Source organism: Pseudoalteromonas luteoviolacea CPMOR-1, assembly GCF_001625685.1.
Lineage (GTDB): Bacteria > Pseudomonadota > Gammaproteobacteria > Enterobacterales > Alteromonadaceae > Pseudoalteromonas > Pseudoalteromonas luteoviolacea_K.
In genome coordinates, this window is sequence record NZ_AUYC01000062.1 from 160,317 (window position 1) to 182,803 (window position 22,487).

21 protein-coding genes are annotated in these 22,487 nt (G+C 42.0%); 13 read left to right on the forward strand and 8 right to left on the reverse strand.

Annotated elements, in window-relative coordinates; genetic code table 11:
* Positions 1 to 9: 9 nt before the first annotated feature.
* The 4 genes from N473_RS21570 to N473_RS21585 all read right to left on the reverse strand — a co-directional run bounded on the left by N473_RS21570 (position 10) and on the right by N473_RS21585 (position 3,563).
* Positions 10 to 825, reverse strand: a complete 816-nt coding sequence (locus tag N473_RS21570; RefSeq protein WP_063369726.1) for a hypothetical protein — start codon at positions 823 to 825, stop codon at positions 10 to 12.
* On the reverse strand, positions 806 to 2,005 hold the full coding sequence (locus N473_RS21575) for a hypothetical protein (protein WP_063369727.1): 1,200 nt from the start codon (positions 2,003 to 2,005) through the stop codon (positions 806 to 808). The genes N473_RS21570 and N473_RS21575 overlap by 20 nt, the downstream gene beginning before the upstream one ends.
* A 209-nt stretch (positions 2,006 to 2,214) precedes the next feature.
* Positions 2,215 to 2,949, reverse strand: a complete 735-nt coding sequence (locus N473_RS21580) for an MBL fold metallo-hydrolase (protein ID WP_063369728.1) — start codon at positions 2,947 to 2,949, stop codon at positions 2,215 to 2,217.
* Positions 2,946 to 3,563, reverse strand: coding sequence for a hypothetical protein (locus tag N473_RS21585; RefSeq protein WP_063369729.1), 618 nt, complete (start codon positions 3,561 to 3,563; stop codon positions 2,946 to 2,948). The genes N473_RS21580 and N473_RS21585 overlap by 4 nt, the downstream gene beginning before the upstream one ends.
* A 171-nt stretch (positions 3,564 to 3,734) precedes the next feature.
* Here N473_RS21585 and N473_RS21590 point away from each other — a divergent pair, with 171 nt between their 5' ends.
* The 9 genes from N473_RS21590 to N473_RS21630 all read left to right on the forward strand — a co-directional run bounded on the left by N473_RS21590 (position 3,735) and on the right by N473_RS21630 (position 15,954).
* A complete protein-coding gene (locus N473_RS21590; protein ID WP_196766451.1) occupies positions 3,735 to 6,011 on the forward strand; it encodes a putative bifunctional diguanylate cyclase/phosphodiesterase in 2,277 nt (758 codons plus the stop codon).
* Positions 6,012 to 6,688: 677 nt separating this feature from the next.
* Positions 6,689 to 6,898, forward strand: coding sequence for a cold-shock protein (locus N473_RS21595; protein ID WP_023398377.1), 210 nt, complete (start codon positions 6,689 to 6,691; stop codon positions 6,896 to 6,898).
* 331 nt (positions 6,899 to 7,229) lie between these two features.
* Entirely contained in the window at positions 7,230 to 7,895 is a 666-nt protein-coding gene (locus N473_RS21600) for a GntR family transcriptional regulator (protein ID WP_063369731.1), read from the forward strand.
* Positions 7,896 to 7,918: 23 nt separating this feature from the next.
* Positions 7,919 to 8,797, forward strand: a complete 879-nt coding sequence (prpB, locus tag N473_RS21605; protein WP_063369732.1) for a methylisocitrate lyase — start codon at positions 7,919 to 7,921, stop codon at positions 8,795 to 8,797.
* Between the two features lie 84 nt (positions 8,798 to 8,881).
* Positions 8,882 to 10,003 carry a bifunctional 2-methylcitrate synthase/citrate synthase gene (gene prpC, locus N473_RS21610; protein ID WP_063369733.1) on the forward strand — a complete coding sequence of 374 codons (1,122 nt, stop codon included), beginning with the start codon at positions 8,882 to 8,884 and terminating at the stop codon, positions 10,001 to 10,003.
* Positions 10,004 to 10,103: 100 nt separating this feature from the next.
* Positions 10,104 to 12,692 (forward strand): Fe/S-dependent 2-methylisocitrate dehydratase AcnD, encoded by a 2,589-nt coding sequence (gene acnD, locus N473_RS21615; protein WP_063369734.1) that lies wholly within the window; start codon positions 10,104 to 10,106, stop codon positions 12,690 to 12,692.
* A gap of 55 nt (positions 12,693 to 12,747) precedes the next feature.
* Positions 12,748 to 13,923 carry a 2-methylaconitate cis-trans isomerase PrpF gene (gene prpF / locus N473_RS21620; protein ID WP_063369735.1) on the forward strand — a complete coding sequence of 392 codons (1,176 nt, stop codon included), beginning with the start codon at positions 12,748 to 12,750 and terminating at the stop codon, positions 13,921 to 13,923.
* A gap of 107 nt (positions 13,924 to 14,030) precedes the next feature.
* A complete protein-coding gene (locus N473_RS21625; RefSeq protein ID WP_063369736.1) occupies positions 14,031 to 14,636 on the forward strand; it encodes a LysE family translocator in 606 nt (201 codons plus the stop codon).
* 22 nt (positions 14,637 to 14,658) lie between these two features.
* Positions 14,659 to 15,954 (forward strand): class I SAM-dependent methyltransferase, encoded by a 1,296-nt coding sequence (locus tag N473_RS21630; RefSeq protein WP_063369737.1) that lies wholly within the window; start codon positions 14,659 to 14,661, stop codon positions 15,952 to 15,954.
* An 8-nt stretch (positions 15,955 to 15,962) separates the two neighbouring features.
* Here N473_RS21630 and N473_RS21635 read toward each other — a convergent pair whose 3' ends face one another.
* Positions 15,963 to 16,736, reverse strand: a complete 774-nt coding sequence (locus tag N473_RS21635) for a putative porin (RefSeq protein WP_063369738.1) — start codon at positions 16,734 to 16,736, stop codon at positions 15,963 to 15,965.
* A gap of 162 nt (positions 16,737 to 16,898) precedes the next feature.
* Between N473_RS21635 and N473_RS21640 the strand changes: the two genes are divergently transcribed.
* From N473_RS21640 to N473_RS21660, 4 genes are all read left to right on the forward strand, one after another.
* Positions 16,899 to 17,279 (forward strand): STAS/SEC14 domain-containing protein, encoded by a 381-nt coding sequence (locus tag N473_RS21640; protein WP_063369801.1) that lies wholly within the window; start codon positions 16,899 to 16,901, stop codon positions 17,277 to 17,279.
* Positions 17,280 to 17,364: 85 nt separating this feature from the next.
* Positions 17,365 to 18,063 carry an SDR family oxidoreductase gene (locus tag N473_RS21645; RefSeq protein WP_063369739.1) on the forward strand — a complete coding sequence of 233 codons (699 nt, stop codon included), beginning with the start codon at positions 17,365 to 17,367 and terminating at the stop codon, positions 18,061 to 18,063.
* 542 nt (positions 18,064 to 18,605) lie between these two features.
* Complete coding sequence (locus N473_RS21655) at positions 18,606 to 19,130, forward strand: hypothetical protein (RefSeq protein ID WP_063369741.1); 525 nt, start codon at positions 18,606 to 18,608, stop codon at positions 19,128 to 19,130.
* Positions 19,131 to 19,611: 481 nt separating this feature from the next.
* Complete coding sequence (locus N473_RS21660; protein WP_063369742.1) at positions 19,612 to 19,863, forward strand: YdcH family protein; 252 nt, start codon at positions 19,612 to 19,614, stop codon at positions 19,861 to 19,863.
* Positions 19,864 to 19,962: 99 nt separating this feature from the next.
* Here N473_RS21660 and N473_RS21665 read toward each other — a convergent pair whose 3' ends face one another.
* The 3 genes from N473_RS21665 to N473_RS21675 all read right to left on the reverse strand — a co-directional run bounded on the left by N473_RS21665 (position 19,963) and on the right by N473_RS21675 (position 22,392).
* On the reverse strand, positions 19,963 to 20,367 hold the full coding sequence (locus tag N473_RS21665) for a hypothetical protein (RefSeq protein WP_081221344.1): 405 nt from the start codon (positions 20,365 to 20,367) through the stop codon (positions 19,963 to 19,965).
* Between the two features lie 130 nt (positions 20,368 to 20,497).
* On the reverse strand, positions 20,498 to 21,835 hold the full coding sequence (locus N473_RS21670; protein ID WP_063369743.1) for an NAD(P)/FAD-dependent oxidoreductase: 1,338 nt from the start codon (positions 21,833 to 21,835) through the stop codon (positions 20,498 to 20,500).
* Positions 21,835 to 22,392: a GNAT family N-acetyltransferase gene (locus N473_RS21675; protein ID WP_063369744.1), complete on the reverse strand. Its 558-nt coding sequence runs from the start codon at positions 22,390 to 22,392 to the stop codon at positions 21,835 to 21,837. The genes N473_RS21670 and N473_RS21675 overlap by 1 nt, the downstream gene beginning before the upstream one ends.
* Positions 22,393 to 22,487 lie beyond the last annotated feature (95 nt).

The window sequence follows — 22,487 nt, forward strand, 5'->3', positions numbered from 1 at the left end:
GTTAATTATTTAATGTGGCGATTGGTACACCATGACTTCCCATTGCTGGTGCTGTGCGCCAATATGATTACTGAGTGTAGGGTTGTTGATGTAAGTCCAAGCAACCTTGCCATCACCAATGTAGATCAGGTCATCTAGGCCACCCCAACCGTAATCTGTGAATGACAATGTTTCTGTGAGTTTGTCACCTTGCTCATTTATTTCAACCAAGTGATATGTTTTTGGTATGAGTGCGCGGCTGGAGCCAAGTGGCTGCAAGCTTTGGTTGTCGTCAACGCATTGAAACTTGGCATAGCCCAGTAAAAATCGACCATTATGTAGGTTTACTAATTGTGGATCTGAGTATTGGCAGTTGTCATCGCCGACTAGCCAACGCGTGGAACTGGTTTGATCTTCTCTAGGTGTACTCCTGCTGCCGCCAATTGGAATACCAAATAAGCCAATTCTTGTGGCGCTGGTGCTGTCCATGTGCTTTTCGCCCATTAAGTTTTGTGTCGGAACAAGTGGGTAGTGCTCAATTTTGATTTCATTGTGGCGAAGAGCAGATAAGTAATCTAACTCACAGTTGGAGAATATCCCTTTTTTTAAACAGTTTGTACGGTAAACATCTTCTTTTGGTGTGATATTTAAATGTGCTATGAAGTTTCTAAGGTCTGATTCAGCCACTTTCTTTGGGGCTACAGCAACCGACAGACCGTAATTGTCACGAACAGGCACAAAGTTATGTATACCACCTCGAGTAAACGATGCGTTGTTTGCTGGAACAGTAAATAGATATGTGCCAGGACCCCGGTTAGAGTTTGCTTCAGATTTTATGGCGTGCACGTTTTGGCGATTTTTTATGGGGTTTGACAGCTTTTGAGAACTCTTTATCGGTCATATCTGTCGTACACACCGCACCAAACTGGTCGTTGTTGGGGTCATAATAGCCACGAATATGCAGTACATGTCCTTTGCCGCAGCTCCATTCCCAGCCACGTTCATTATAGTCGATCTTGAGAGTCGTTCCTTCGCGTTGTAACACGATAAGCTGCGCTGACTTATGTTTGGTGCCGTTAATATGATTGTACACTGCCGCCACATTGGCGATGGCATAGCTTTGGTCCTTTTCAGAATAGTTTAATGACACGTTTCCTAGGTGTTGAGACTTCATTTTCGTCGCTACATAGGCGTCGTACTCGTGGCTGAGTGGCTCATTGTGCCATTCAAGTAGCCAGGCTTCGGTGTTTTCATTTTTCGCCATCGCTTCGACACACGTTAGAAAATGCGCTTTTTGCTCATTATTTGGCAAAGCGTTTAGTAAGTACTGCCATCTATCTTGTTGTTTAAACGCATTGCCTTGTACGACAGTAGTGAAGGATTTGAGCTTTTTTCGATTTGCCCCAAATTGATTAACTAAGGTGTCGACATACGGTGTAACAGACAGCGTATTATATGGGTTATTGTCCAAACACTGAGAAACATAATAGCGGTTGCTAGCTATCAGTGAGGGCAGTGTCATGGGGGATTTTCGTGATTTTCGAATACTTAAATCATGCATTGCTCTGTCAATGGTGGCGTGATTATCGGCGTGTTTATTGACAAAATTTCCTTTTGTTTGAGCTGGTAAATCAATGACATGCTCATCCCGCTCAGATGCACCATGCGGCTTTTCACAGACCACGGCAATGCGCTTGCAGTCCTTACTCACGCTAATGCCATGGCTTGCAGTGCACTCATTGAGTACACGTTGGTTTTCTGTGTTTTCAAAGATGCCGCTTTGTGGGTTGAGTTTTAGCTCGTAGACTGCGCCAAATCTGGGTGATTGTGTATCATCGCTGATTGATTGAACGGTTGTAGATACAAACATACTGGGCGAATCTGTATGGGTATTGCAGCTGGCGATATAGCTGCGGTGGGGGATTTGTACTTGCTGCTGTTTTATCTCTTGCGCGGTTCGGCCAATATAGTGGGCAACGGCAGGTCTCTCTTTGGCGTTGAACATATTATCTGGCAGTGAAACCATCTTCTAAATCTATCCTTTGTGTAGCAATGTGACGATCAGGGGGGCTTGATCGTCCAACAAGTTATTTTTGCTTACATACCATCAAGTCCATAATGACAATGAATTATTCATATGACGGTCTAAAACCAATTTGGAAGGGGCCATACATCAATTGTCAAACACTCCCCTTTATCAAATAAACTCCAGAAAAAGTTATTCTTTTATGGCTTCTATTTCGCGGCGCTGCCCACATCTAACTTGTCAAACCATTCTAAAAACTCTTGAACTTTTTCGCCTTTATAGAGTTTGCCATGGTTCGGGGCCAGTACTTGTATATCAAGCTCTCTTACACGTGCAATCCAGTTAGCTTTCGCTTGGTTTGAGGGCATCCAGCGTTTATGGAACTGCTCTATATGTTTAACATGTTGCGAGAAGTCTTCAACGAATTTATTGTCATTTGGCGCATTGATTGCTGAGCCAACGTTGGCACTCATAAGGATCTTTGCCGTCGGGTCAAATAGCTGAAAATTACCTGCAGAGTGCAAATAGTGTGCTGGGAGTAAGCGCAAGCGTATACCGCCTAATTGGATCTCTCCACCTTCATCACTGATCCCTTCAAAATGTAAATTATCGAGGTCGAAATGGCCGATAAACCTTTCCCATAGTGAAGGCGCGTACAAGGTGGCATTAGAAATGGCTTTATCCCATAAGCTGAGGGTGGCAATGAGATCTGGATCTTGATGCGACGCGAATAAGGTGGTTAATTTTTCAAGCTCCGTATGCTGTAAAACCGCAGCAAGCATAGGAGAAAAAAGTTCGATTCCACCAGGGTCCATGAGCATGGATTCATAGTCTGTGTGAATGAAATACTGATTTATACTGCCTTGCGTGTTTTGTGTTGAGCCATTGCACTCTAACATCATCCAGCTGTGTGTTTTACCTTTAAATAGCTCCGCTAGTTTCACTTTAAAACTCCCCGTAAGGTATGGATTTCACTTAAGTTATATACAACTGCGGTTTTGATTGTTTTCGCTGCGCTGGCGATGAAGTCTGAGACAGATTGTAAGCTATCGCTAAAGTCCCCAGCATTGGTTGCTTCGACTCGGCTTGTCACCGCAATATATTCAGCGCTTTGCATTTGCTTTTGGATGTCTTCAAAATGATTTTCTAGTTCACTCAGTGCAAGAGAAAGTTGCGAAGCTGCACGACGTTGTGACTTGAGGGCGTGCTGATACATCGCTTCTACTTGGTTTGATTTTACGAGCGTTTTTAGTACAGTCATTTGATGAAAGTACTGGCTGCTTCTGACAAGTTTGTGCGCGACTCTAAAGAGTTGATTTGATAGTTCAGCTATTTTTGTCGTCGAGGCGATTGTTTGTTCCGAAAATTCATCAATGAAATTGGTGATGGGTTTAAAGCCAAGCGCGGCATCACCGGCTCTAAGTGCAACAACTCTTGCATTTTTAGCTGTCAAAGAGAGGTTTTTCGCCTGCGTTAATATCGACTCTAAATTAGCGATTATCTGTGCCACGCGCACGAAATTCTCAACTACTTTTGCATCATCGCCCAAAGTCATCATAGCTTGATCCCGATAATCTAACCCCCTTTAGATGTAGGACAAAAGTCGCTTAAATTCCAGAAATCTAAACAATCAATTTTTTAAACTGGCTGTTAAAGTTCAATAACAGTGTCTACGCTTAATACATGCTTAAGGAACTGTTCATAATATCGTGATCTTGCGTAAATGCATATGAATCGACACACTCAAAAACTCTTACTTAGTTTGTTTTTTCTACTCGTTGGCCTGTCTTTTGGTGTTCAAATTAGTCAGTTTGTTGAAAATTGGATTTTCACTGAAGTTGGGCATTATGGCAATGAATCTATGATAGAGCTGTTTAACTACTTTTCACTCGGCATTATCGGCTTCGTAATGGCCATTGTGCTGGGTGGTGGGGTGATTTATTTTGCTCGAAAGAAACAGCAAGAAATAGGGTTTGGAGAGCATGGCGAGCTGTATTATGAAGTGTTTAGAGAGTGTCTCACTGCACAGTTTTTAGTGTGTGAGAACGGGACCTTATATGCAGTGAGTCAAGGTTTTTGCAAGCAAATAGGTGATACAGAGGAAACGCTGATTGGTAAAGGGCTTAAAGGGTTAGTTGACCAGACTAGCTATGAGCTTTTCATGCAATGGCAAGCACAAGGAAAGGATTTTGACCAACTTGTATTGACTTTAGCCGAGGCTAAATATGAGCAAAAAGAAATCACTGTGTCGATCAATCATACTCATTTGCATGGTGTGTTTTTAGGTCAACTTGTTGATGTAGCCAAGCAAAGTGAGCTGCAAAAACAGCATGAGTTGTTAGCCATTACCCTCAGCTCCGTTGGTGATGGTGTTATTTGTACTGACACGCATAACGAAATTACTTTTATGAATCCCGTTGCTGAGGCTGTTTTAGCATTGCTCACCGAAGAAGTTAAAGGGAAAGGGTTTAAAGCAGTCATGCCGCTCTATCATGAAGATAACAAAGAGCCTATTGATGACCCTATGCAACAAGCAATGACAGAGCTTCAAACTGTTTGTTTAAGTGAGCTTATTTGTTTTAGGAATCATCTCGGATTAGATTTTGCTATTGAAGTGTGTTGCTCACCTATTTTTATTCGTGGCGAGAAAATTGCGGGGGCTGTGCTGGTGTTCCAAGATGTCACAGAATCTCGGTTGATGCGTAAAAGGATGAATCATTTGGCACATCATGATGCATTAACTGGTTTACCAAATAGGTTGCTTTTGCAGGACCGTCTTGTTCAATCATGCAAACGAGCAAAACGACACAAGCACCAATTTGCGCTGATTTTTTTAGATTTGAACAAGTTCAAGGCAATCAACGATTCCCTAGGTCATGACAGCGGCGACGAGCTGTTAAAACAAGTAGCCAAACGTTTAACTGCCAGTATCAGAGCATGTGATACGGTTTCACGCATAGGGGGAGATGAATTCGTACTCCTTATCGATAGCATGGACGATAGAAAGCATGTACGCCATGTCGTTGAGAAGATATTTCAGGCGTCGAGTGGAGATTACGAACTCAGGTCTACACAGGTCAAAGTATCCTTCAGTGCTGGTGTTGCATTGTATCCTGAGGATGGAGAAAATGCAGATAGTTTGATGAAAAGTGCAGATACTGCTATGTACAGGGCCAAAAAGGTGGGGCATTCAAACTATCAATTTTACTGCGCTGAGCTGGATAAAGAAGCAGAGCTGTACTTAGAAAAAGAAACGGCGATGATAGCGGCCCTGCATCTAAAGACTTTTTTGCCGCATTTTCAACCTATCTACAATGCCCAGACTTTAGAGGTTGAAAAGCTTGAAGTATTGGCACGTTGGCAGCATGGTACAGAACTTATTGTTGCTGAGCAGTTTGTGGATATTGCCGAAAGTGCTGGTATCAACGGACATCTCAGTATGTACGTTTTTGAGCTTGCAATGCCTGACTTCGTGCAATGGAGTGCGCGATACCCAGATCTCAAGCTGTGCTTAAATTTATCGATAAAACATTTACTCAATGGCCTATTCACAGAGCAATTAATGTCTCTACTTGATAAGTTTCAACTCAAACCAGAGCAGTTTGAGTTGGAAATTGCTGAGCGCCCGCTATTAGAACGTGCTGACGAGCTTAAATCGACTTTGGATGCGTTAAGTCGACTTGGGTTTAATTTGGCCATTGATGATTTTGGTCTTGGACACACCAACCCTTCTTTGTTGAGGGAGTTACATTTTGATTCAATTAAAATTGATCCGAGTTTCATTAATGAAATGGGTGGGGGAGAACACCAAGATGATCTTGCTCTGGTGATGATTAATATTGCAAAAAGTTTGGGGGTTAATTGTATTGCTGAAGGAGTGGAATGCGAAGTGCAGGCCAAAACTTTGACATCTTATGGGTGTGACCAATTGCAAGGACATCTATTCTCAAAACCTGTTCCAAGTGTGGAAGTTGACGCCTTGTTAGACAAAGCTGTTAAGTCGTAAAACTTGCAAATAACTATGCATGAATCTTTTCTTCGCAGCCGCGTATAATTATGCGTTAAGTGATCGGCTTGTTATTGTGGGTTAGTCTAGATGGATTTACGCTAAACTTTTAAAAAAATTATTCTTGCCGCAGATGAAGTAACTTTTAATTGCTATTATTGCAACTTTGTCATTAAGGGAAGTAAGCGTAATTTCCAGCTTATTTCACCTCGTTATAGCCTTAAATAAAGTATTTATAAAGTTACGCCAACTGATTTATGCAAAGACACACAAGCACTATTTTATGCATAAAAATCAATAAAATTTAAATTGTCTAATCGCCGCGCTAGGCCCTGTTTTTACTGGGGTTATAGCTGAGTCTTTAATTGTTCATATTGCTTATGTGATTATGTCATTAAGCATTCACAAATATGTTTAAAAATTAGTTGACTTAGAGGGGCATCCCTATAAGATGAACATAGACAGAATTTCAGTCAGTGTTTATAAATCTCCATTACGTTGTTGTATAAGTGTTAGCTTGTAGTAGTACCGTCCTGAAGTTTTATCACCGGCAAAATTTAGGTCTATGCGCCCACAAGGGCATAGGTTTGCCAGTTTATAAAGATGGATTCTCTTTAAGCAGTTTAGAATTTGCTTTTAAGGATTGGCATTTATATTTTTTATCAGGATTTATTATTATGTCTAATACTTTAACAGGTACAGTAAAGTGGTTTAACGAGTCAAAAGGCTTTGGTTTTATCGCTCAGGAAAATGGCCCAGACGTTTTTGCACACTTCAGTGCAATCAAAGGCGACGGTTTCCGTACTCTAGCTGAAGGCGAGCGTGTAGAATTTAAACTTACTACAGGCCAAAAAGGTCCTCAAGCTGAGGAAATCGTTAAGCTGTAACTGTCACAGTTTATACGAATTTTAAAAGGCAAGCTTAGCTTGCCTTTTTTATTGTCTATCTCCTGCTGTTTTTATACTTACCTATTCTCTTTCTGCTCACTACCATATCAACGTTTAAATCTGCTTTTTTGCCTGTTTACTAAAAGCGTGTCACGTTAGTTTATTACTTTATCAGTACTATTAGATTGGTAGGCGCTTGCTCAGCCATCATAAATAAGGTGAATAGTGTGAATAACAAGATTGTCGACAATTTATTTGTTTGTAGGTTGACGTTAACGTAAAGTGTATCTATATTGTTGGCAATTGATAAAAACTATTGCGTGATCATTTGATGAACTTCTTTCAAGAAAAAGCTGTAACCTCTTCAGATAAAACGTTTTTTCAATTGAGGGAAGAGATTGTTGAAGGCCATATATCAGCGGGCTCAAAGCTGAGTGAAGTTGAATTGTCGACAAAGTATGAGGTTAGCCGTGCAGTCGTTCGCGAAGCAATCAACCGCTTAGAGGCATGCAATATTGTTGAGCGTAAAGCCAATGTCGGTGCGCGCGTCGTGACTTTAACGTCTGACGGTTTACTTGAGCTGTATCAGATCCGTGAAGCATTAGAAGGCATGGCGGCCAGGCTGGCAGCACAAAATATGCCTGATGCTGAGATCAATCAATTGAGCAGCCTGTTGGAAGGCCAGCAAGATGAGGTAAAGCAGCGCAACGTCTATTATCAAGAGGCGGGAGATTTGGACTTTCATTACCGCATTATCGTTGGCAGCCAAAATCAACAATTGATCACGATGTTAAGCAACGGGATTTACCATTTAGCTAGAATGTATCGAGTTCAGTTAGGTATGACTGGACCACGAGTGACAACAGCTTATGACGAGCATATACATATCGTAAGAGCCATCGCAAATCGTGATGGCGAATTGGCAGAGATCTTAATGCGACGCCACATTCAATATTCAAAAAATAACATCGCCGTCAAGCTATCAAACATGAAGTAAACATCACAGGAGAGTACACCATCATGAGTGCAGGAAAAAAATTTCGTGACGCGTTAAATGCCAATCAACCATTGCAGATTGTAGGCACGATTAACGCTTACAGTGCGATTATGGCAAAGCAAATAGGCCACCAAGCAATTTATTTATCTGGTGGTGGTGTCGCTAATGCATCATATGGCTTACCTGATTTAGGCATGACCTCATTAAATGATGTCATTGCTGATGTTCAGCGCATTACATCTGCTTGTGACTTACCTCTGATGGTGGACATTGATACAGGATGGGGCGGTGCATTCAACATTGCTAAAACTATTCGCGATATGGAAAAAGCCGGCGCTGCGGCGGTGCATATTGAAGACCAAGTGGCGCAAAAGCGCTGTGGTCACAGACCAAACAAAGAAATCGTATCAACAGAAGAAATGGTCGATCGAATTAAAGCAGCGGTAGATGCTCGTACTGATAAAGACTTTTTCATTATGGCCCGTACAGATGCCTTTGCTCAAGAAGGTCTAGACGCTGCAATCGCACGCGCAAAAGCCTATGTAGAAGCGGGCGCAGATGGCATTTTTGCAGAAGCGATTCAAACTGAAGAACACTACAGAGCATTTTCAGAAGCGTTAGACGTGCCAATTTTAGCGAACATGACAGAGTTTGGTAAGACTGAACTTTGGAGCAAGCAACAGCTTGGTGAGTGGGGCGTAGGCATGGTGCTGTATCCTTTAAGCGCATTCCGTGCGATGAATAAAGCTGCCGAGCTGGTATATCGTACTTTATTGAATGACGGTGACCAAAAAGCGGTTGTAGATACCATGCAAACACGTATGGATTTATATGATTATCTTGGTTATCACGATTACGAGCAAAAGCTTGATGCATTGTTTGCTCAAGGTAAAAACAAGTAACAAATAATATAATAGAGTATGTTTTAACATGCTCAGAAAAAAGATTCTAAAATTCAGCAGGTAAAAAATTTTCAGGAGAAAGTGATGGCTAAAGTACTAAGTGGTGCAGGTCTACGTGGTCAAGTAGCAGGGAAAACTGCATTATCAACAGTAGGAAAATCTGGTTCGGGGCTAACTTATCGCGGTTATGATGTGAAAGATTTGGCTGAAAACTGTCAGTTTGAAGAAGTCGCCTACCTTATTCTTAAAGGCAAGCTGCCAAATCAAAGCGAGCTTGACGAATATAAAGCCTTATTGAAGTCAATGCGTGGTTTACCTGTGGCACTTAAGGACGTGCTAGAACGTATTCCAGCAGATGCTCACCCAATGGATGTATTGCGTACAGGTTGTTCTATGCTTGGTAACTTGGAAGGCGAAGCTAGCTTTGATGAGCAAGGTAAAGTAACAGACCGTATGTTGGCGTGTTTCCCAAGCATCATTTGTTATTGGTATCGCTTTAGCCATGATGGCGTTCGTGTTGATGTTGAAACGGAGGATGATTCTATCGGTGCGCATTTCTTACATCTACTGCGTGGTGAAAAGCCATCAGAGCTTCATGAGCGCGTTATGCATGTATCACTTATCCTTTATGCTGAGCATGAATTTAATGCATCTACTTTCACTGCGCGTGTATGTGCGTCAACACTATCAGACATGCATTCTTGTGTGACAGGCGCAATTGGTTCACTGCGTGGTCCACTTCACGGTGGTGCTAATGAAGCCGCGATGGAGATGATTGAGCGCTTTGAATCTGCTGATCATGCTGAACAAGAAATGATGGGCATGTTAGAGCGTAAAGAGAAAATCATGGGCTTTGGTCATGCGATTTATTCTGAGTCAGATCCTCGTAATGAAATTATTAAAACGTGGTCTGAAAAACTGGCTGCAGATGTTGGCGATACGGTGCTTTACCCTGTGTCTGTTCGCTGTGAAGAAGTGATGTGGCGTGAGAAAAAGTTATTCTGTAACGCGGATTTTTTCCATGCATCTGCTTATAACTTCATGGGGATCCCAACGAAGCTATTTACCCCAATTTTTGTGATGTCTCGCCTAACGGGCTGGGCTGCACACGTGATGGAGCAGCGTGCGGATAACCGTATTATTCGTCCTTCGGCTGAATATACAGGTGAAGATCTTCGCCCAGTGCCTGCGATTGCAGCGCGCTAATTAGCCGACGACTTATATAGACCATAAGTCGTGAGCATGCAGTGCTTGATAGCGCTGCGTGCTAAGCACACCGTCACATCTTCAGTTGGAAAAAGCAGTTATGAACACCCAATACCGTAAACGATTACCTGATTCTACACTATGCTATTATGATACGCGCGAGGCCATCGAAGCGATAAAGCCCGGTGCATATGATGGATTACCTTATACCTCAAAAGTCCTCGCAGAAAACCTAGTGAGAAGAGCTGAGCCTGAAAAGCTTAATGACTTCTTGACGCAAATAATCGAAAGGCGTAGAGATCTGGACTTTCCATGGTTTCCTGCGCGCGTTGTATGTCACGATATTCTTGGTCAAACAGCACTTGTTGATTTAGCAGGTCTTCGTGATGCCATCGCAGAAAAAGGAGGCGATCCTGCCAAAGTTAATCCGGTTGTACCAACTCAGCTAATTGTTGACCACAGTCTTGCTGTAGAGCACGCAGGTTATGAGGAAAATGCGTTTGAGAAAAACCGTGCGATAGAAGATCGCCGTAACGATGACCGTTTCCACTTTATAAACTGGACAAAAACAGCGTTTAAAAATGTCGATGTGATCCCGCCGGGTAACGGTATTCTTCACCAGATCAATTTAGAAAAAATGTCACCAGTGGTTCAGGCGCGAGACGGTGTTGCATTTCCTGATACCTTAGTCGGTACAGACAGCCATACGCCGCATGTTGATGCGTTGGGGGTAATTGCCATTGGTGTAGGTGGCCTAGAAGCGGAAAGTGTCATGCTTGGCCGTGCATCTTATATGCGACTACCAGATATTGTGGGTGTAGAGCTGGTGGGTAAACGCCAACCGGGTATCACTGCAACGGATATTGTATTAGCCATTACTGAATTTTTACGTAATGAAAAAGTGGTCTCAACCTACTTAGAGTTTTTCGGTGAAGGCGCAAATGACCTAACCCTGGGTGACCGTGCGACGATTTCAAATATGACACCCGAATATGGCGCAACGGCTGCTATGTTCTACATAGATCAGAAAACCATTGATTACTTGAAGCTCACGGGCCGTGATGATGAGCAAGTCGAGTTAGTGGAGAAATATGCCAAGCTGACAGGTTTGTGGGCTGACGCTATGACTGAAGCCAAGTATGAGCGTGTATTAAAGTTCGATTTATCTAGTGTAGGGCGTAATTTAGCGGGTCCGTCTAATCCGCATCGCCGTGTGGCAACGCAAGATTTGGCAAAGCAAGGCATTGTGGCTGATTACGAAAAAACAGAAGACCAAATGCCGGATGGCGCGGTGATCATCGCTGCAATCACCAGCTGCACCAATACCAGTAATCCACGCAATGTGGTCGCAGCGGGCTTGCTGGCAAGAAACGCAAATAAACTTGGCCTGAAGCGCAAACCTTGGGTAAAAACATCATTTGCGCCAGGCTCCAAAGCGGTGCGCTCTTATATGACTGAAGCAGACTTACTACCAGAGCTTGAAGCGCTTGGCTTTGGCATTGTGGCGTTTGCATGTACTACGTGTAACGGAATGAGTGGGGCACTTGACCCTAAAATTCAACAAGAAGTCATCGACAGAGACTTATATGCAACGGCTGTATTGTCGGGTAACCGAAACTTTGATGGTCGTATTCATCCATATGCAAAACAAGCATTTTTGGCGTCACCGCCATTGGTTGTGGCTTATGCTATTGCAGGTAGTGTGCGCTTTGACATTGAGCAAGATGTCCTTGGTCATGATCAAGCGGGCAATCCGGTAACACTGAAAGACATTTGGCCAAGTGATGAAGAAATTGATGCGGTTATAGCAAATAGTGTAAAACCACAGCAATTTAGAGAAGTATACGACCCTATGTTCAACCTCACGGTTGATTATGGTGAAGATAATGACCCCTTGTATGAATGGCGCGAAACGAGCACTTATATCCGTCGTCCACCATATTGGGAAGGTGCGCTTGCAGGCGAGCGTACGATGAAAGGCATGAGGCCACTGGCAATTCTAGGTGACAATATTACTACCGACCACCTTTCACCTTCTAACGCAATTATGGCAAGCAGTGCCGCGGGTGAATACCTGGCCAAAATGGGCCTACCTGAAGAGGACTTTAATTCTTATGCCACACATCGAGGAGATCATTTAACCGCGCAGCGAGCAACGTTTGCGAATCCGAAGCTACTGAATGAAATGGTGAAGGAAAATGGTGAGGTGAAGCAAGGCTCTCTTGCACGCGTCGAGCCTGAAGGCCAAGTGACCCGTATGTGGGAAGCAATCGAAACGTATATGGATAGAAAGCAACCGCTTATTATTGTGGCAGGTGCGGACTATGGTCAGGGCTCCTCGCGAGATTGGGCGGCAAAAGGGGTGCGCCTTGCAGGTGTTGAAGTGATTGTTGCGGAAGGGTTCGAACGTATTCACAGAACCAACTTGATTGGTATGGGTGTATTACCGCTGGAGTTTAAAGCTGGTACAACAAGGCTGACACTTGAGTTAGATGGTACAGAGACCTATGACGTTGTGGGTGAGCGTACACCGGGTACAACGTTGACGCTGGTGATTAATCGTCGAAATGGTGAGCGTATCGAAGTGGATGTAACGTGCCGCCTAGATACCGCAGAAGAGGTGTCTATTTATGAAGCGGGTGGCGTATTGCAGCGTTTTGCAAAAGACTTTTTAGAAGCCAACGCTTAATCAATATTATCAAAATAAACCCAAGCCATGCTTGGGTTTATTGTTAGGAAGGATCATGAGTTTTAAACCACAAATTAAAATTCCCGCCACATACATGCGCGGCGGCACATCAAAAGGCGTATTTTTCAATCTGGAAGACTTACCTAAAGGCGCACAAGTTGCCGGTAAATTGCGAGATGATATTTTACTTCGCGTGATCGGCAGCCCAGATCCGTATGCGAAACAAACTGATGGCATGGGTGGGGCGACCTCCAGCACCAGTAAAACGGTTATTTTGTCAAAAAGCACACAAGCCGACCATGATGTTGACTACTTGTTTGGACAAGTGGCTATCGATAAGCCATTTATTGATTGGAGCGGGAATTGCGGTAATTTAACTGCGGCGGTTGGTGCTTTTGCGATCAGCAATGGTTTAGTTGATAGTGCTCGAATACCTGAGAACGGCATTGCAGTTGTCCGTATTTGGCAAGCAAATATCGGTAAAACTATCATCGCGCATATTCCAATCACTCATGGTGAAGTGCAAGAAACTGGCGACTTTGAGTTAGATGGAGTGACGTTCCCCGCAGCTGAGGTGGTTGTTGAGTTCTTAGATCCAGCCGATGCTGATGCAGATATGTTCCCGAGCGGCAATTTAGTGGATGTACTTGAAGTGCCTGATGAAGGCGCTTTTGATGTGACCATGATAAATGCGGGGATCCCGACTTTATTCTTTAGCGCTGATGATTTGGGCTTTAACGGCACTGAATTGCAAGAGGCAATTAATGGTGATGCAAATACGTTGCAAAGGCTAGAGAAAATCCGCGCATATGGAGCGCTAAAAATGGGCCTGATCAACGATTTAGAAGAAGCCAAGGTTCGTCAGCATACGCCCAAAATAGCTTTTGTTAGTGGTCCTTGTGCATACTCAGCATCCAGTGGTAAAGCCATCAGTGAGCAAGACATTGACCTTAATGTGCGAGCGCTGTCTATGGGTAAGCTACACCATGCGATGATGGGCACTGCCGCGGTCGCCATTGCAACAGCTGCGGCAATTCCTGGTACTTTGGTCAATGAAGCCGCAGGTGGTGGACAACGCAATCAAGTCACATTTGGGCACCCGTCTGGCACCTTAAAAGTTGGCGCTGAAGCTGAGCAAAGCGGGCAAAGGTGGTTAGCGAAAAAAGCAATCATGAGCAGAAGTGCACGTGTATTGATGGAAGGCTTTGTTCGCATACCTTCACCCGAGTAAAGCACAATAGGTTGAGGTGTTCTCCTCAACCGTCTCTCGTCATTTTATCGACGAACTCAACACAAGAAAAACAAAACATAAAACAAAAAGGAAAGTTTGGAGACCCCATGCTAGAAGCCATTATGTCGCTCGCATTTACAACATTTTTGTTACTTGGTTCACCTGGTCCTGCCCCTTTGGCACTCGCTGCGGTTGGTGCAAGCTCAGGGGTCAAAAAAGGGATGCCATTCTTACTTGGTATTTTGAGCGGCTTGCTGGTGGCTATTGTCGCGTCGGCAACAGGACTAGGTGCATTACTGTTAGGCTTCCCGCAATTAACACACCTATTGCAAGTTGCAGCTTTACTCTACTTACTTTACGTTGCATATAAAATTGCTACCAATAAAAGTGCTTTATCTTCCACTGGAGATAAGTCTGTTGGTTTTATGGATGGGTTCATTTTGAATTTGTTTAACCCCAAAGCGTATGCTGCCTGTATCGCTATATTTGCTAATGTCGCTTTGCCGTTTGAATCTCAAGTGCAGGCCAGCGTGGTGGCGGCCAGTATACTGTTTGCGGTTGCAATCGTGGCAGATGCGCTATGGTTATATTTTGGCGGGGTTTTACATCGGGTTGTAAAAACATCACAACAGCTCAGATATTTAAGACTGTTTTTTGCAAGCCTTTTAGTTTTACTTTTGGGGTATGTCACTCTATCCTCAACGTTAATTTAAGTTTATAAAAAATAGGGAAGTTATGGGGTTATCTAAATCACAGTTTGTCGATGTTGCGCAGGTTTTACTGAGCGCCCCTAAAGGGGATATCGATAAAGTTGATATCAAGGCCATGGTGGACTATTTGGGCACTGTTACTGGGATATTGACCAGCACAGATATGAATCAGTCTGATAAAACAGAAACCGCGTCAGGTGTTGCGATTTCTCCCGTACAAGCGGCAAAGTGTTTTGAAGAAACAGTGCGAACACAATTATTCGCTCAAGGCGTCGCACAAGCGATAAATGACTGCATTAGAGAAAATGACGCTCCCGTTAGAGTACTTTATGCAGGGACTGGACCTTACGCTACTTTGCTTATACCTTTACTAGCAGTGAGTGATAACTTACCTGTTGAGGTTACCTTAATCGATATTCATCAAGAGAATATTGATGCGGTACATAAATTAATTAACCACTTTAATTTAGGTCATTACAATATTCGTACGCATCATGCGGACGCGACATTATGGCATCCCGAGTCGTCCCATGATCGCTTTGACATTATTATTTCAGAAACCATGACCGCTTTGTTAAAACGCGAGCCACAAGTGTATATCTTCAAGCATTTGGTTCAGTTTTTAGCGCCTGAAGGCGTACTTATTCCACAGCTGGTAAGTTTAAAAGCGTGGTTGACTCAAGGTGAAAATGAAGCTGCGAACACGGAGTTACTGGGTGAGTTTTTCTGTTTGGACAAATCAACATCTTTAGCTTTAAGTCAGGATGATTTTAGCTGTTTCTCATCCGGTCTTACTATCCCTGATAAAGATTGCTCAGGGTATACAGTTAAGCTGACTACGGATATTCGAGTATACGGTGATCTTGTATTGACTGAGGGTGATTGTAGCTTAAATATTGCATTTAACTTTAGTCCTTATGATGTCGTACTGACGGCAAATGAGACTATTCAGTTTAATTATGTAGCACCAAGTAGCCCAGACTTTTCGATTGTCTTCCCAAAAGCACAGTGGCAGTACAGTGATTACGCATTACCGAAAAGTGACGACGTTGGCAGGCTCGGATTGATGCAGCTGAAGCGCAGTTTTCAAAGAGCTTTTATGATAAAACGAGGAGAGCGGTTTGAGGTGCTTGATGCAGAGTGGCACGCAGAGTTAGTTATCTATGACATGCTTGCATTAAACTGTTCTGATGTAACAGCAAAAATGTTTGAATTAGAGAGCTTCGCTGATTTTGAGTCATGGGTTGAGGCAAGTACAGGCGACTTGTCACATACGAAAGTAGAAGCCATCAATGATGCTTTTCGTCGTCGCATATACTAATTCGACGGTTAAAACTGCGCTTGCATAGACATCTCTAAGGATTGCTCATCATCACTTTGCTCTTGGTATCGTGCTTTAACAAAAAAGCTGTGATTAACGAAATACTTGCCTTCGACAAGCAGGTGTGACTCATTGCTGCCCACCCCAAGGGCGAAGTGTTGGTTAAAATAGTAATTTGCAATAAAGTTATTGTGATTTTTACTGTTTGAGTTTTCGTGTGTTAAATCAAGCGTAAAGTATTTTTGCTCTCCAAGGCGACGAAAATAGCGTACTTCAATCTGCCAATTATCGAATTCATCATCACTGATTAAGGTGGTACCAACATACGCATTTTCATCAATATCGATGTTGAGTTGCCCTTGTAACCAAATAATATCATCGCTGTCAGTTTGGTGTTGATGCCTAGCACTGACTTTCAGGTTTTCAAAAAATAGATAACCCAGCCCAACTGTGTAGTTATCGTCTGTGTCTCCTAAGTCTTCAATGCTTGCTGTAGCAAACCAGTTAGAGATAAAAAGCTCCCCTTCGACTCCGGTAAAAACAGACTGTTCATCATTGGTGTACGACAGGAGTATATTCGTGTCAGTATCTAAGTAGCCAAAGTCATCCCACACCCAAAAATTAGCCTGAGGCGCAAAGTAGTAATGTGTACTCAAGTGCAAGGTGCGTGTATCAGCATCTTCAAGCTTGGTGTAACTAGCTTGATTAAACCATGTTTTTTCAGTTTGCGCATAACAGTGTGAAGTGACCAGACTCACAAGAAAAATTATTAATATTTTCAATGCTTTTCCTATTTTATTAGTTTTACCTGAAGTCAAGGTTTGAATGAGCGAGTATTTTTAAGGATAGTCGATTTATAAAAATGTGCGTGACGGATAATTTTGGACTATTGTAAAAAAGGGCATTGTTTACTTTTTTTTTACTTTTATAAGCGGAACATGCAAATGAACGAATTCCATGGTATTTCAGTCGGCACGGAACGCCGGGATTTTGGTTTATTACTGAGTTTTAAAGCGGTTGGTCGGCTTACCCATGAAGACTATGTCGTTGTGCTACCAATCGTTGACCATGTTGTATCGCAAAATATAGAAGAAGACATTTATGTCCTAATTGATCTGACTGAACTTAAAGGCTGGGAGGTCGGCGAAGTTTGGACGGATATTCGACTTGCCAGTCAATATAGTGAACAATTTACGCGGACCGCGGTTATTGGGTGTAATCGATGGCAGCGGATGATGTCTATCATTGGTGGCTGGATACTTGGCGGTCAAACACGATACTTTTCTGAAGCACACACAGCAAAGCACTGGCTTAATCGCCACTAGCCTTCTTTAGACACCCACCTTAACTTGATTTTCTAGCTTTTATTAGTTCAAATTTGCCTAATGTTTATTAGATTGGGGGGAAGTAATGCCAAGTATATTGATAACAGGTGCTAATAGAGGAATTGGCTTAGCACTAGTGAGGTTATATTTGGAGCACGGCTGGCATGTACATGCCACTGTTAGAAATATGAGCTCATGTAGTGAATTACGTCATACTGATACGCTTGGTTATCCTGGTCATCTTGATATTTATTCTTTAGATGTAACCGACTATGTGCAACTTCATAATCTTGCTGGCGCTTTACAGCATCAGGCTATTGATATTGTCATTAATAATGCAGGATTGTATGGACCCAAAGGTTACGGTTTTGGGCACTGCGATGTAGAGGCGTGGCGAGAAGTGATGGAAGTGAATGCGATTGCCCCAGCTAAATTGGCAGAATCATTTTATCCGAATTTGATGTTAGGACAGAAAAAAGTATTTGCAGCACTTTCTTCAAGAGTTGGCAGCCATACCGAAAATACCAAAGGTGGTGGTTACATCTACCGTAGTTCAAAGGCAGCACTTAACTCAGTGATTAAAAGCTTATCGAATGATTTGCTGCCACAGGGGATAAAAACGGTAGCGCTGCACCCTGGCTGGGTAAAAACAGAAATGGGCGGGACCAATGCATTGATCTCGCCAGAAGAATCTGCACAAGGACTTAAACGCGTGATTGATCAACTACAAGAAGAGCAAAGTGGCTGCTTTTTAAGTTTTGATGGCTCTGAGATCCCATGGTAACAGGGGGTCAACATTACTAATAATTTATAAATTAACTTGGCCTTACTATTAAAAAACTCTCTATTTTGAGTTTTATGCTGTTACGAGCTTTTGACCTATATAATTATCGTATTTTTATTCAAGGGTGATTATCTAAATATAATCACTTTAATGAAAAAGTGTCTAATGCAGCTTCTGATAATGATGTATTGAATTTACAAGGCGTTAATGTTTATGTAGCATGAATTTATTTATGATCTTTTCTTACTATATGGAATATGTAACGAGCATCGGTGAGTGAGAAAGGGAGTTGCGGATCAATAAGGTACAAGAAGAAGTACGATGTGGGCTACGAATTCAAAAACAATGAACATTACGCAAGCTGAATTAGCTAAGAAAATGATAAAACTAGTCGATCATGGCATTTTCATCAGTTGGGCAAGTAATAAGTCAGACACCCCAGTTATTAAACTACTCATAATATTCATGCGCCTTGGGCATTCATCGGCAACTTATTTCGGCGCTATAGATAGACTTACAAACAAGCACAAGGAGCAAGCGTAATGGAATTTGTTGTCTTTCTTAATTTGCCTATATATATCATCGCGTTATTTGTGGTTTGGGGGAGTGTTAACGGTCGATGGTTTATTTTGTCATTACTGTTTTTAGAGAGCATAGATATGACACTTCTTCCATTGTTCGCACATTTACAAACACCATACTATGCGCTGGTAGTGTTATTAAATGCGGTATTTTTGATTGGGGTGTTAGGCCGCCAATACTGGGCTAGTGTACTGTTTAAGTATACGAGAATTCAGTACTTTTCTGAGGCAACCCGTCAATACGCACTTTCTCCACACGAGGCAGCAATTTGTTTGTTATTTTTTATGTCTCTCGTAGTTAATTTGGTTGCAGGCATTGAAGTATGGTTATACCTTAGTTATTTTATTGATAATACTTTTGTCGTAGAGTATATTTTAAACCCTGTACAGATATTGGTTCATATATTAGAGTGTTTGGTGGTGATTGCGTATATCACTAAACCCTTTAAAGCAAAAAGGACTAATAAATATGATTATATTAATTAACAGACAAACTTTGTTAGTAACGGGAGGTGGAGCTGGTTATGCAAATAGAGAAACTCCGATCAGACCTCAGCCAACAAAATGCATTGATGTAACCATGCGGAAAAAGTCGACTTGATGGGAAAGTAAAAATTATATAATACGTTGCTTCAGACAGTGGGTTTACGCCAAAGCGCGTTGCAATGGGACGAATATGTTCGTCATTCATCTTCTCTGTTACAAAAAGTAATTTCCCAACTGCTCATTTTTCATACCTGATTGCTCCTGTTTTTTGCTTTACCCATGTGTTCAAAAACCAGAACTGTGTTTTTTAGGTCAAAATAACAATAAGCACAGTATGAGAAAAGCAGCCCCCTTCTTTTTGAGATATGTTTAGTCTGACCTTTTAATCAAGTAATGTGTAATTACTGATGTAGATCAATTGTAATTTCTTGTGTTTGGCAATAATGAGATCAAGCCTACAAATATGCATAAGGACCTATCAATGAGCATAGAAAAACACGATTTATTACATGAGTTTCCGGATCATCATCACACCATTCGTCACCTCAAAATGAATGACAACCATTTTGCTAAACTATTTAATAAATACAATGATTTAGATAGAGAAGTACGTCGCATAGAGGAGGGGATTGAAAACACGACGGATGATTACTTAGACACGAAAAAAATGGAACGTGTTCAACTAAAAGATGAGCTGTATGGCTTGATTAAAAAAACGGAAGCTGCAATATAAAAGCGCTTTATATAATGAATATAAGGAGGTCATTGACCTCCTATGAACGCTGAATATTAGCAGTGTTACACTGAAGGCTTATTCAGCGAATATTGAACATTATTGGCACTTGATAGTTGCATATAGTTGATAGCATTGATTTTTACTACCAGTGCTTTTATACACCCAAGACTTTCCATACCAATCGTAGTTTGCGTACGATGACTCATCTTCACCACATGTGATTGTGCTACCGCTGACTTCCTGATTATGACCACGTTCTTCACAGAATTGGTTCCCATTTGTAGCGCCAACAAAGAACTTTTGAAGTCGGCCATTCACCCATACTCTTGGGCTATAGTATGTTACAACGCTTGATGCAAATACACCTTGGTTAGGGGCAATTGTTACTTCTGCTTTTTCGAATGCAACATTACTGTTTTCTATAGTTTCTAGCTCAATTGTATTCGCAGCAGCAACACCAGAAATACTTGCAAATAAAGTAGCAATAACGAACTTTTTCATTTTATTTTCCTTATTTATGTTTAATAGCCAGTTTTATTTAACGGCTCAAACATTGAAATATGATGTGCTTTTTGTTTAATTTTTGATCTATTTTTGTGGCTTCTTTGTGTTTGTTCAATGATATCCCCTGTTAAAACAGACTATCTTTGAGCTGTGCATAGTGGTAGTACGCAAGTTGACCTAATCGACTAAACCGAGCAAATGGCATTGAAGGGGCTGGTTTTCTGTAGATGGGTAATGAAGGTGTTTTATTCGATGATGCCATTTGTGCCAAACGCAAGGAGGCTTGTGCACTAAATGCAACACCTGCTCCGCAATAACCAATGGCGTAACCAATATTATCTTTAAAATAAATATGTGGATGGTCATCTAGCGTGGCTGCAATATAGCCATGCCAGTAATGATCCGCAGTCAATGACTTTAGTGCAGGAAAGCCACTGTGCATGGCGTGGGTAAGATGCCGCTGGTATTTTATTTTGTCTTGGTCTTTACCGTATACCGCGCCTCTTCCTCCAAATAATAATCGGTTATCGGGTAAAAGGCGGTAATAATATTTTAAGGTTCGAGTATCCATCATTACTTGGTTTGTTCTCAGCCCGGTCGAGGCTAATTCATCTTTGCTTAAAGGGCGAGTGACGAGGATGCTGCTTAAAATTGGCAAATATTTTTTACTAATTGTGGAATGAAAATCCCTATTATTGTATGCATTTGCTGTGATTAGCAGGTTTTTGGCCTTTAATTGGATGCTGTTTACATCAACAATATGATCTGTGCCTACTTTGCCGATTCGCTCAGCTAAACTCTGTTCAAATATATCAACACCAGCCTGTTGAGCCATACGTTTGTAGGTATAGAGCAGTTTGAGTGGATTTAACCCAAAACCATGCTGGTTTCTAATTGCGCCGTATGTATTGGGCATATTGATATAATTGGCACGAAGTTCTTCAACATCGATAAAAGACAGGTGTTCATCAGAAAATACTTTTTTTGCATATTGAAAGCTGTCAAATAAAGACATCATTGCTTGTTTAGAGTGCGCTATCTTTAGATAACCATATTCTTGCTGATCACAGTCGATATTGTGAGTGCGTATTAACTCTTTTATGCGTGACACACCACTTTGGTATTCCTGATAAACCTGTGAAGCGATGTCTTCCCCCCATTGCTTGACCATACTTAGTGGGCTCAATCTACCTGTTGTGGGTAACGCAAATCCAGCATTTCTGGCACTGGCACCGAAGCCAACTTGATTTGCTTCTAGTACACACACACGTTGGTCGTAAAGTGTGGCCAAGTAATATGCTGTGAGTAAGCCTGTAAAGCCTCCACCAATCACAATGGTATCGTATTTTGTCGATTCTTCTGGATTTCGTATTACCACGCTTTGTTTAACCTGAGTCGCCCAATAGGTGGAAGGCAAAGGTTGGCCTTTACAGTTAGCGTGATATAGTGGATCGTAGGTATTCATCAAAATTCCAATACCATTTCAGCTGCTTGACAGTGGCATTCGTTACCGCAAATAGGGCACTCATAACCATCATTTACACAGTTTTCTAGCCATCGATCATCGTGTAATTTTACGAGTTTTCCGCCTGATTTAGTGAAGTATTTTACAGCACCGTTGCCAGGGCTCTGCTTCCAGAGGTGAGCAACTCCTGCTTTGGCTCCTTGCTGCTTGAGTACATTTACAGAGGCTGCTAATAATTTTGGCCCAATGCCTTGACCTTGTGACTGAGGGTGAATAGCGATGCACTTAAAGTACGCCATAGATTCTGTGCCAACCGGCCATTTTGAGGGCGTACACCACTTATCAATCGTCCATTGTTCAGCACAATAAGTGAGTCTAAAACCGACAACTTGGTCGAACTCGTTGATTGCAACAAAAGAGGCGTTGAGACCATTTTTTAAGCCCATTTGATAAATTTGCTCAAGCTTCTTGTCGTCTAAATAGTTTTCTCCATGCACTAAGTTTCCAAGAGAAATAACTTGAGAAAAATAATTATGGCTAAGTTGTGTCAGCTTCATCGTGTTACTTATTCTTTTTTCTAATAATATTTCCCTATTTTGCAGAACATATAGTGATAATCAAGTTTGCAATTGTTCGAAAAACGGGTAATTCA

Bases quoted from the DNA above. Each gene is read 5' to 3' on its own strand.
- N473_RS21575 (WP_063369727.1), bottom strand. From the start codon at position 2,005: ATGGTTTCACTGCCAGATAATATGTTCAACGCCAAAGAGAGACCTGCC.
- N473_RS21585 (WP_063369729.1), bottom strand. From the start codon at position 3,563: ATGATGACTTTGGGCGATGATGCAAAAGTAGTTGAGAATTTCGTGCGC.
- N473_RS21590 (WP_196766451.1), top strand. From the start codon at position 3,735: ATGAATCGACACACTCAAAAACTCTTACTTAGTTTGTTTTTTCTACTC.
- N473_RS21595 (WP_023398377.1), top strand. From the start codon at position 6,689: ATGTCTAATACTTTAACAGGTACAGTAAAGTGGTTTAACGAGTCAAAA.
- N473_RS21600 (WP_063369731.1), top strand. From the start codon at position 7,230: ATGAACTTCTTTCAAGAAAAAGCTGTAACCTCTTCAGATAAAACGTTT.
- prpB (WP_063369732.1), top strand. From the start codon at position 7,919: ATGAGTGCAGGAAAAAAATTTCGTGACGCGTTAAATGCCAATCAACCA.
- prpC (WP_063369733.1), top strand. From the start codon at position 8,882: ATGGCTAAAGTACTAAGTGGTGCAGGTCTACGTGGTCAAGTAGCAGGG.
- acnD (WP_063369734.1), top strand. From the start codon at position 10,104: ATGAACACCCAATACCGTAAACGATTACCTGATTCTACACTATGCTAT.
- prpF (WP_063369735.1), top strand. From the start codon at position 12,748: ATGAGTTTTAAACCACAAATTAAAATTCCCGCCACATACATGCGCGGC.
- N473_RS21625 (WP_063369736.1), top strand. From the start codon at position 14,031: ATGCTAGAAGCCATTATGTCGCTCGCATTTACAACATTTTTGTTACTT.
- N473_RS21630 (WP_063369737.1), top strand. From the start codon at position 14,659: ATGGGGTTATCTAAATCACAGTTTGTCGATGTTGCGCAGGTTTTACTG.
- N473_RS21640 (WP_063369801.1), top strand. From the start codon at position 16,899: ATGAACGAATTCCATGGTATTTCAGTCGGCACGGAACGCCGGGATTTT.
- N473_RS21645 (WP_063369739.1), top strand. From the start codon at position 17,365: ATGCCAAGTATATTGATAACAGGTGCTAATAGAGGAATTGGCTTAGCA.
- N473_RS21655 (WP_063369741.1), top strand. From the start codon at position 18,606: ATGGAATTTGTTGTCTTTCTTAATTTGCCTATATATATCATCGCGTTA.
- N473_RS21660 (WP_063369742.1), top strand. From the start codon at position 19,612: ATGAGCATAGAAAAACACGATTTATTACATGAGTTTCCGGATCATCAT.
- N473_RS21665 (WP_081221344.1), bottom strand. From the start codon at position 20,367: ATGAAAAAGTTCGTTATTGCTACTTTATTTGCAAGTATTTCTGGTGTT.
- N473_RS21670 (WP_063369743.1), bottom strand. From the start codon at position 21,835: ATGAATACCTACGATCCACTATATCACGCTAACTGTAAAGGCCAACCT.
- N473_RS21675 (WP_063369744.1), bottom strand. From the start codon at position 22,392: ATGAAGCTGACACAACTTAGCCATAATTATTTTTCTCAAGTTATTTCT.